Consider the following 7763-nt stretch of genomic DNA (forward strand, 5'->3'; position numbering starts at 1 on the left):
AGGTGTGCCGCGCCGTCCGGCCACTAGCCTCGTGCGGGTGACCGACCAGCTCCCGGCGGACCAGACCGCCGCCACGCCCGCCGCCCCCCGGCCCGCCGGCACCGCCGCCAAGGTGGCCGACCTCGCGGACCGGCACCGCCGCGCCGTCGCGGAGCCCGAGCAGACCGCGGCCGAGAAGCAGCACGCCCGCGGCAAGCGCACCGCCCGCGAGCGCATCGAGGCCCTGCTCGACCCGGGCTCCTTCACCGAGCTCGACGCGTTCGTCCGGCACCGCTCGACCAACTTCGGCCTCGACAAGAAGCGCGTCCCGGGCGACGGCGTCGTCGTCGGGCACGGCACGGTCGACGGCCGGCCGATCGCGGTCTACTCCCAGGACTTCACGGTGTTCGGCGGCAGCCTCGGCGAGGTGCACGGCCAGAAGATCACCAAGGTGATGGACCTCGCGCTGCGGACCGGCATGCCGCTCGTCGGCATCAGCGACGGCGGCGGCGCGCGCATCCAGGAGGGCGTCGCGGGCCTCACCCAGTTCGCGGAGATCTTCCGGCGCAACGTCGCCGCGTCCGGCGTGATCCCGCAGATCAGCCTCATCCTCGGCCCCTCGGCCGGCGGCGCGGTGTACTCCCCCGCGCTCACCGACTTCATCGTCATGGCCGACGGCACGTCGAACATGTTCATCACCGGCCCGGACGTGATCCGCGCGGTCACGGGCGAGGACGTCGGCTTCGAGGAGCTCGGCGGCGCGACCACGCACAACACCCGGTCGGGCGTCGCGCACTACCTGGCCTCGGACGAGGACGACGCGCTCGACTACGTGCGCTCGCTGCTGTCGTACCTCCCGCAGAACAACCTCACCGACCCGCCGGCCTACCCGCAGGAGGCCGAGCTGGAGGTCACCGACGAGGACCTCGAGCTCGACACGCTCGTCCCGGACTCGGACAACCAGCCGTACGACATGCGCACCGTCGTCGAGCACGTGCTGGACGACGGCGACCTGCTCGAGGTGCAGCCGCTGTTCGCGCGGAACGTGCTGGTCGGCTTCGGCCGGGTCGAGGGGCACGCGGTCGGGATCGTCGCCAACCAGCCGCTCACGATGGCCGGCACGCTCGACATCGACGCGGCGGAGAAGGCGGCCCGGTTCGTCCGGACCTGCGACGCGTTCAGCATCCCGGTGCTGACGTTCGTCGACGTCCCGGGCTTCCTGCCCGGCACCGACCAGGAGTGGAACGGCATCATCCGCCGCGGCGCGAAGCTCATCTACGCGTACGCGGAGGCGACCGTCCCGCTCGTCACCGTCATCACCCGCAAGGCGTACGGTGGCGCCTACATCGTCATGGGGTCGAAGCAGCTCGGCGCCGACGTGAACCTGGCGTGGCCCACGGCGCAGATCGCGGTCATGGGCGCCGGCGGTGCGGTGAACATCCTGCAGCGCGGGGCGCTCAAGCAGGTGGCCGAGGCCGGCGGGGACGTCGAGGCCGAGCGCGCCCGGCTCACCCGCGAGTACGAGGAGGCCATCGTGAACCCGTGGGACGCCGCGGACCGCGGCTACGTGGACGCGGTCATCGCGCCCGCCGAGACCCGGTCGCAGATCGTGCGCGCGCTGCGCGTGCTGCGGACCAAGCGCGCCGCGCTGCCGCCCAAGAAGCACGGGAACATCCCGCTGTGACCGGCGACCCGCTGCTGCCCGGCCCCGACGACCACGGGGGTCACGACCACGGCGCCCACGACCACGCCGGCGGCGCCCACGGCCCCGAGCCCCTGCCCGGCGTCGACACCGGCGCCATGCACGGCGTGGTGGACGAGCTCGCCGCGGCGCTGCACGAGTACGTGGACACCGCCGCCGGCGTGCGCGCCGAGTTCGGCGCTTCCGAGGCCGACGAGGACCCGCGGGTGCTCGCGCTCGAGTCCCGCGTCTCCGCGCTGAACGCCCGGCTGTACGACCTGCTGCACGAGAGCCTCGGCATGCACTCCGAGCTCACCGGCATGACCTGGGAGGACGACGCCGCGCCGTCCGAGGCGCCCGCCGCCGACGAGGACACCGACGAGTTCCACCTCGGTTTCGTCGTCAGCGTCCCGGCCGCCCCGCACGACCAGTCGATCGACGCCGTGCTCGGCATCGTCGACAACGGGGGCGCCGAGATCGTCGAGCGCCTGCTGGACAGCGGCTTCACCGTCGAGGGCTGGGGGGCGTCCCGCGGGGCGCCCGTCACGTTCGACGACGACGAGGACGGCGGGGACGAGGCGTGAGCGCGGGCGACGCCGCGGCGCTCCCGCACGTCCAGGTCGTCCGCGGCACGCCGGACGACGTCGAGCTCGCCGCCCTCGTCGCGGGGCTGGTCGCCGCGTCGGTGCCCGGTGACGACGACGGGGTCGAGGAGGCGCTGCCGCGCGCGGGCTGGGCGGACCGCGCCCGCACGCTGCCCGGCGCGCGCGGGGCGTGGCGCACCGGGCCGGACGCCTGGCGGCGCAGCCTGCGCTGACGCGCCGGAAAAGCCCGGGCGCCCCGGCGCGGCGCGGGTAGGGTCGACCGGGTGAGCACTGCACCCGACACCACCGGGGCGCCGCAGCGCCCCGCGACCCCGATCGACGCCGTCGCCGACGCCTACGTCGCCACGACCGCCGCCCTCGACCCGTTCGGCGCGACCGCGCTGGGCGTCCCGGGCCACGACCACGAGGTCACCGACCTGTCCCCCGCCGGGCACGACGCGCGCGCCGACGCGGCCCGCGCCACGCTCGCGCAGCTGGACGGCCTCGCCCCCGCGGACGAGGTGGACGCGATCACGCTCGCCGCGATGCGCGAGCGCCTCGGCCTGGACCTGGAGCTGCACGACGCCGGCGAGTGGCTCGCCGACCTCAACGTCATCGCCTCGCCCGTCCAGGGCATGCGGGACGTCTTCGACATCATGGCGACCGACGGCCCCGAGGCCTGGGCGACGACCGCCCAGCGGCTCGCGGGGCTGCCGCGCGCGGGCGCGGGCTACGTCGAGTCGCTGCGCCTGGCCGCGTCGCGCGGGCAGGTCCCCGCGATCCGGCAGGTGCGCGAGGCGATCGCGCAGGCGGAGGACCTGGCCGACCCGTCGTCCTCGTTCTTCACCTCCTTCGTCCAGGGCCCGGAGGCCGCGGCCGCGATCGAGGCCGGGGGCGACGCGCTGCGCGCCGACCTGGAGCGCGGGGCCGAGGCGGCCCGGCAGACCTACGCCGACCTGGTGACGTTCCTGCGCGACGAGCTCGCCCCGCAGGCGCCCGCCGAGGACGCCGCCGGCCGCGAGCGCTACGCGCTGTGGTCCCGGTACTTCCTGGGCGCGACCGTCGACCTGGACGAGACCTACCAGTGGGGGCTCGAGGAGCTCGCGCGGGTCGTCGCCGAGCAGGAGGCCGTCGCCGCCGAGATCGCCGGCCCCGGCGCCACCGTCGAGCAGGCCGTGGCCGCGCTCGACGCCGACCCGTCGCGCCGGCTCGAGGGCACCGACGCGCTGCAGCGCTGGATGCAGGAGACCTCCGACGCCGCGGTCGCCGCGCTCGACGGCGTGCACTTCACGATCCCGGACGCCATCCGCACCCTGGAGTGCCGGATCGCCCCGACCCAGAACGGCGGGATCTACTACACCGGCCCGTCCGACGACTTCAGCCGGCCCGGCCGGATGTGGTGGTCGGTGCCGCCGGAGGTCACCACGTTCAACACCTGGCGCGAGAAGACCACCGTCTTCCACGAGGGCGTCCCGGGCCACCACCTGCAGGTCGGCCAGGCCGTCTACAACCGCGCGCAGCTCAACTCCTGGCGCCGGCTGGCGTGCTGGGTGTCGGGCCACGGCGAGGGCTGGGCGCTGTACGCCGAGCGGCTCATGGCCGACCTCGGCCACCTGGACGACCCGGGCGACCGGCTCGGCATGCTCGACGGGCAGCGGATGCGCGCCGCCCGCGTCGTGCTGGACCTCGGCGTGCACCTGGGCCTCGAGGCGCCCGAGCGCTGGGGCGGCGGCTCCTGGGACGCCGACAAGGCGTGGGAGTTCCTCCGCGCCAACGTCAACATGCCGGAGCAGTTCATCCGGTTCGAGCTCAACCGCTACCTGGGCTGGCCCGGCCAGGCGCCCTCGTACAAGATCGGCCAGCGGATCTGGGAGCAGATCCGGGACGGCGCCCGCGACTCCGCGCAGGCCCGCGGCGAGGCGTTCGACCTGCGGGCGTTCCACGCCCGCGCGCTCGGCATGGGCGCGCTGCCGCTCGACGTGCTGCGGACCGCGCTGGCCTGACCGGTGCGGGACGACGAGGGCCCCCGGACCTGCGCGGTCCGGGGGCCCTCGTACGTGCGGGGTGTGCGGCGCGTCGCGCGCGACGCCGCGCGGCTCAGGACGCCAGGAGCGACGGGCCGTACTTCAGCAGGATCGCGGCCACGAACAGCACGAGCACGGCGATCGTCACGTACCAGTCCGTGCCGGAGGCCACGAACCCGCGCGCCCAGGGGCCGGCGCGACCGGGGAGCCGCAGGTGGCCGTCCCGGACGTTCCACCGGGTGAGGCCCGCCCAGACCAGCGTCGTGGTCACGGTGATGAGCAGGCACCAGGGGCACAGCGCCTTGATGACGAAGTACGACTGCAGGAACAGCCACCACGCGAACACCAGCGCGACCGTGTAGAGCGCCTGGGTGCCGAGCATGTACCAGCGCGGGAACCGCACCCCGGCGATGCCCGCGATCGAGATCGCGATCACCACGGACTCGAACGCGATGCCGAGGAACGCGTTCGGGAAGCCGAGCACCTCCGCCTGCGGGGACAGCGCCACGGTGCTGCACGAGATCACCGAGCTGAGGTCGCAGGACAGGGCCGCGGTCGGGTCCTTCGCCAGGTGCCACGCCTCGATCGACAGCACGAACGACGTGAACAGCCCGATGACGCCGGAGACGGCCATCTCGATCGCGGTCCGGCGGCGCCAGGCCGCGCGAGCCGGGGAGTCGGGGTCGTCGTCCACGGGGTCGTGGTCGAGCAGGTCGGTCGGGTCGGCTGCTGCGCCGCTCGGGCGCGTGGCCCGCGCGCTGTCCTCGGTCACGCCCGTCATCGTCGCATCCCCTCCTGGGAGTTCCCCGGACATCATCGGCACGCGGGCGGTGCCGCCCGAGGGACGTACGTCCCCGACCTGGCCGTACGCTCGCCGGGTGACGACCCTCGTGCTCGCCTCCGCCTCCCCCGCCCGGCTCGCGACCCTGCGCGCGGCCGGGATCGAGCCGACCGTCGCGGTGTCGGCCGTCGACGAGCCCGCGGTGCTGGCCGCGGCCGGCGACGTGCCGCCCGCCGAGGCGGTGCTGCTGCTGGCCCGCGCCAAGGCCCGGGACGTCGCGCCGGGGCACGCGGGGTCGCTGGTGCTGGGGTGCGACTCGATGCTCGAGCTCGACGGGCAGGTGCTCGGCAAGCCCGCCGACGCCGCGGACGCCGCCGCGCGGTGGCGGGCGATGCGCGGGCGCAGCGGGCGGCTGCACACGGGGCACTGGCTCGTGGACGGGCGGGCCGGCGGCGACGGTGCGGGCGTCGGCGGGGACGGCGGCGACGGGGCGGGCGACGGCGGGGACGGCGGCGCCGTGGGCAGGGACGGCGACGACGTGCGCGCGGGCCGCGAGTCGGGCGCGACGTCGACCACCGTCGTGCACTTCGCGGACGTCACCGACGCCGAGATCGACGCCTACGTCGCCACCGGCGAGCCCTTGTGGGTCGCGGGCGCGTTCACCATCGACGGCCTCGGCGGCGCGTACATCACGGGCGTCGAGGGCGACCACCACGGCGTCGTCGGCCTGAGCCTGCCGCTGCTGCGCGAGCTCCTGGCCGCGCGCGGCGTCCCGCTGCACACCCTCTGGACCCGCCTCCCGTCCTGACGCCCCGCCCGCTGACCACGCGCCGGCCGCGCGGGCCGCGCGCCGCCTCGGACGCGAGCGGGTAGCCGACACGTCGAGGGGGTAGTCCGCGACTGCTCGCTCGACGTGTCGGCTACCCGGTCGGCGCGGCGGCCCGCGGGGTGGGCGGGCCGCCCGCACGGGCGGTCGGCGGGCCTCGCGGGTTTGTCGGGGCCGGACAAGGGCGCGCCGGGCCGCGCACCCGGCGCCGCGCGTCCGCTGTGGAACCCTCCAACGGCGCGGGGACCTCGTTGGCCGGTTCGGCGATCTTCGCGGCGCGACCGGCCGCGGGCGTGAACGCCGGAGGCACCCCGCGTTACGGTGAGCCGTGCCCCGCATCTCGAAGGTCCTCGTCGCCAACCGCGGCGAGATCGCCGTCCGCATCGCCCGCGCCTGCCGCGACGCCGGCCTCGCCTCCGTCGCCGTCTACGCGGACCCCGACCGCGAGGCGCTGCACGTGCGCGTCGCCGACGAGGCCTACGCCCTGGACGGCGCCCGCGCCGCCGAGACGTACCTGGACATCGCCAAGCTGCTCGACGTCGCCCGCCGCTCCGGCGCGGACGCCGTGCACCCGGGCTACGGGTTCCTCTCGGAGAACGCCGAGTTCGCGCAGGCCGTCCTGGACGCCGGGCTGGTCTGGGTCGGCCCGCCGCCCGCCGCGATCCGCGACCTCGGCGACAAGGTGAGCGCGCGGCACATCGCGCAGCGCGCCGGCGCCCCGCTCGTCGCGGGCACCCCCGACCCGGTGTCCGGCGCCGAGGAGGTGCACGCGTTCGTCCGCGAGCACGGGCTGCCGGTCGCCATCAAGGCGGCGTTCGGCGGCGGCGGCCGCGGCCTCAAGGTCGCCCGCACCTCCGAGGAGATCGACGAGCTGTACGACTCCGCGGTCCGCGAGGCCGTCGCGGCGTTCGGCCGCGGCGAGTGCTTCGTCGAGCGGTACCTGGACCGGCCGCGGCACGTCGAGACCCAGTGCCTCGCCGACGAGCACGGCACCGTGGTCGTCGTGTCGACCCGCGACTGCTCGCTGCAGCGCCGGCACCAGAAGCTCGTCGAGGAGGCCCCCGCGCCGTACCTCTCCGACGCGCAGCGCGCCCAGCTGGTCGACGCCTCGGTCGCCATCCTCAAGGAGGCCGGCTACGTCGGCGCCGGCACCTGCGAGTTCCTCGTCGCCGCCGACGGGACGATCTCGTTCCTCGAGGTGAACACCCGCCTGCAGGTCGAGCACCCGGTCTCCGAGGAGATCAGCGGCATCGACCTGGTCCGCGAGCAGCTGCGCATCGCCGACGGCGAGCCCCTCGGCTACACCGAAGTGGAGACCCGCGGCCACTCCTTCGAGTTCCGGCTGAACGGCGAGGACCCGGCCGCCGGGTTCCTGCCGGCGCCCGGCAAGATCTCGACGCTGCGGTTCCCCGCGGGCCCGGGCGTCCGGGTCGACTCCGGCGTGGTCGAGGGCGACACCGTGTCGGGCGCCTTCGACTCGATGATCGCCAAGCTGGTCGTCACCGGCGCGACCCGGCAGCAGGCCGCCGAGCGCGCCCGCCGGGCCCTGGCCGAGCTGGAGATCGCCGGCATCCCGACGGTCGTGCCGTTCCACCGCGCCGTCATGGCCGAGCCGGCCTTCGTCCCGACCGACCCGGAGCAGCCGTTCGCGGTGCACACCCGGTGGATCGAGACCGAGTTCGCCGACCGGCTGCCCACGCTCACGGGCACGCCCGCCGTCACCGCCAGCGGGCCCGACGAGGACGGCGAGCCCACCGAGCTCGAGCGCGTGGTCGTCGAGGTCGGCGGCAAGCGCCTCGAGGTCGTGCTCCCGGCCGCGCTCGCCCTGCGCGCCGGTCGCGGCCGCGCCGCCGCCGCGGGCCCCCGCCGCTCGGCCCCCCGCCGCGCC

7 protein-coding genes are annotated in these 7763 nt (G+C 75.7%); 6 read left to right on the forward strand and 1 reads right to left on the reverse strand.

The annotated features are described in order from the left end of the window. The first annotated feature begins 37 nt into the window (after positions 1-37). From J5O08_RS14290 to J5O08_RS14305, 4 genes are read left to right on the forward strand one after another with little or no spacing between them, the layout of a single operon-like run. Complete coding sequence (locus tag J5O08_RS14290) at positions 38-1663, forward strand: acyl-CoA carboxylase subunit beta (protein ID WP_147795889.1); 1626 nt, start codon at positions 38-40, stop codon at positions 1661-1663. Continuing rightward, a complete protein-coding gene (locus J5O08_RS14295) occupies positions 1660-2244 on the forward strand; it encodes a hypothetical protein (protein WP_308160921.1) in 585 nt (194 codons plus the stop codon). Before J5O08_RS14290 ends, J5O08_RS14295 begins: the two co-directional genes overlap by 4 nt. After that, a complete protein-coding gene (locus J5O08_RS14300; RefSeq protein ID WP_218707554.1) occupies positions 2241-2477 on the forward strand; it encodes an acyl-CoA carboxylase epsilon subunit in 237 nt (78 codons plus the stop codon). Before J5O08_RS14295 ends, J5O08_RS14300 begins: the two co-directional genes overlap by 4 nt. Positions 2478-2528: 51 nt before the next feature. Continuing rightward, positions 2529-4247, forward strand: a complete 1719-nt coding sequence (locus J5O08_RS14305) for a DUF885 domain-containing protein (RefSeq protein WP_218707555.1) — start codon at positions 2529-2531, stop codon at positions 4245-4247. A 94-nt stretch (positions 4248-4341) separates the two neighbouring features. Here J5O08_RS14305 and J5O08_RS14310 read toward each other — a convergent pair whose 3' ends face one another. After that, complete coding sequence (locus J5O08_RS14310) at positions 4342-5049, reverse strand: vitamin K epoxide reductase family protein (protein ID WP_158372975.1); 708 nt, start codon at positions 5047-5049, stop codon at positions 4342-4344. A 97-nt stretch (positions 5050-5146) separates the two neighbouring features. Here J5O08_RS14310 and J5O08_RS14315 point away from each other — a divergent pair, with 97 nt between their 5' ends. Beyond that, complete coding sequence (locus tag J5O08_RS14315; RefSeq protein ID WP_218707556.1) at positions 5147-5857, forward strand: nucleoside triphosphate pyrophosphatase; 711 nt, start codon at positions 5147-5149, stop codon at positions 5855-5857. Positions 5858-6203: 346 nt separating this feature from the next. Next, positions 6204-7763, forward strand: a 1560-nt coding sequence (locus tag J5O08_RS14320; RefSeq protein ID WP_218707557.1) for an acetyl/propionyl/methylcrotonyl-CoA carboxylase subunit alpha, incomplete at its 3' end; no start/stop codon positions are given.

It is taken from the genome of Cellulomonas sp. PS-H5, assembly GCF_019265565.1.
Lineage (GTDB): Bacteria > Actinomycetota > Actinomycetes > Actinomycetales > Cellulomonadaceae > Cellulomonas.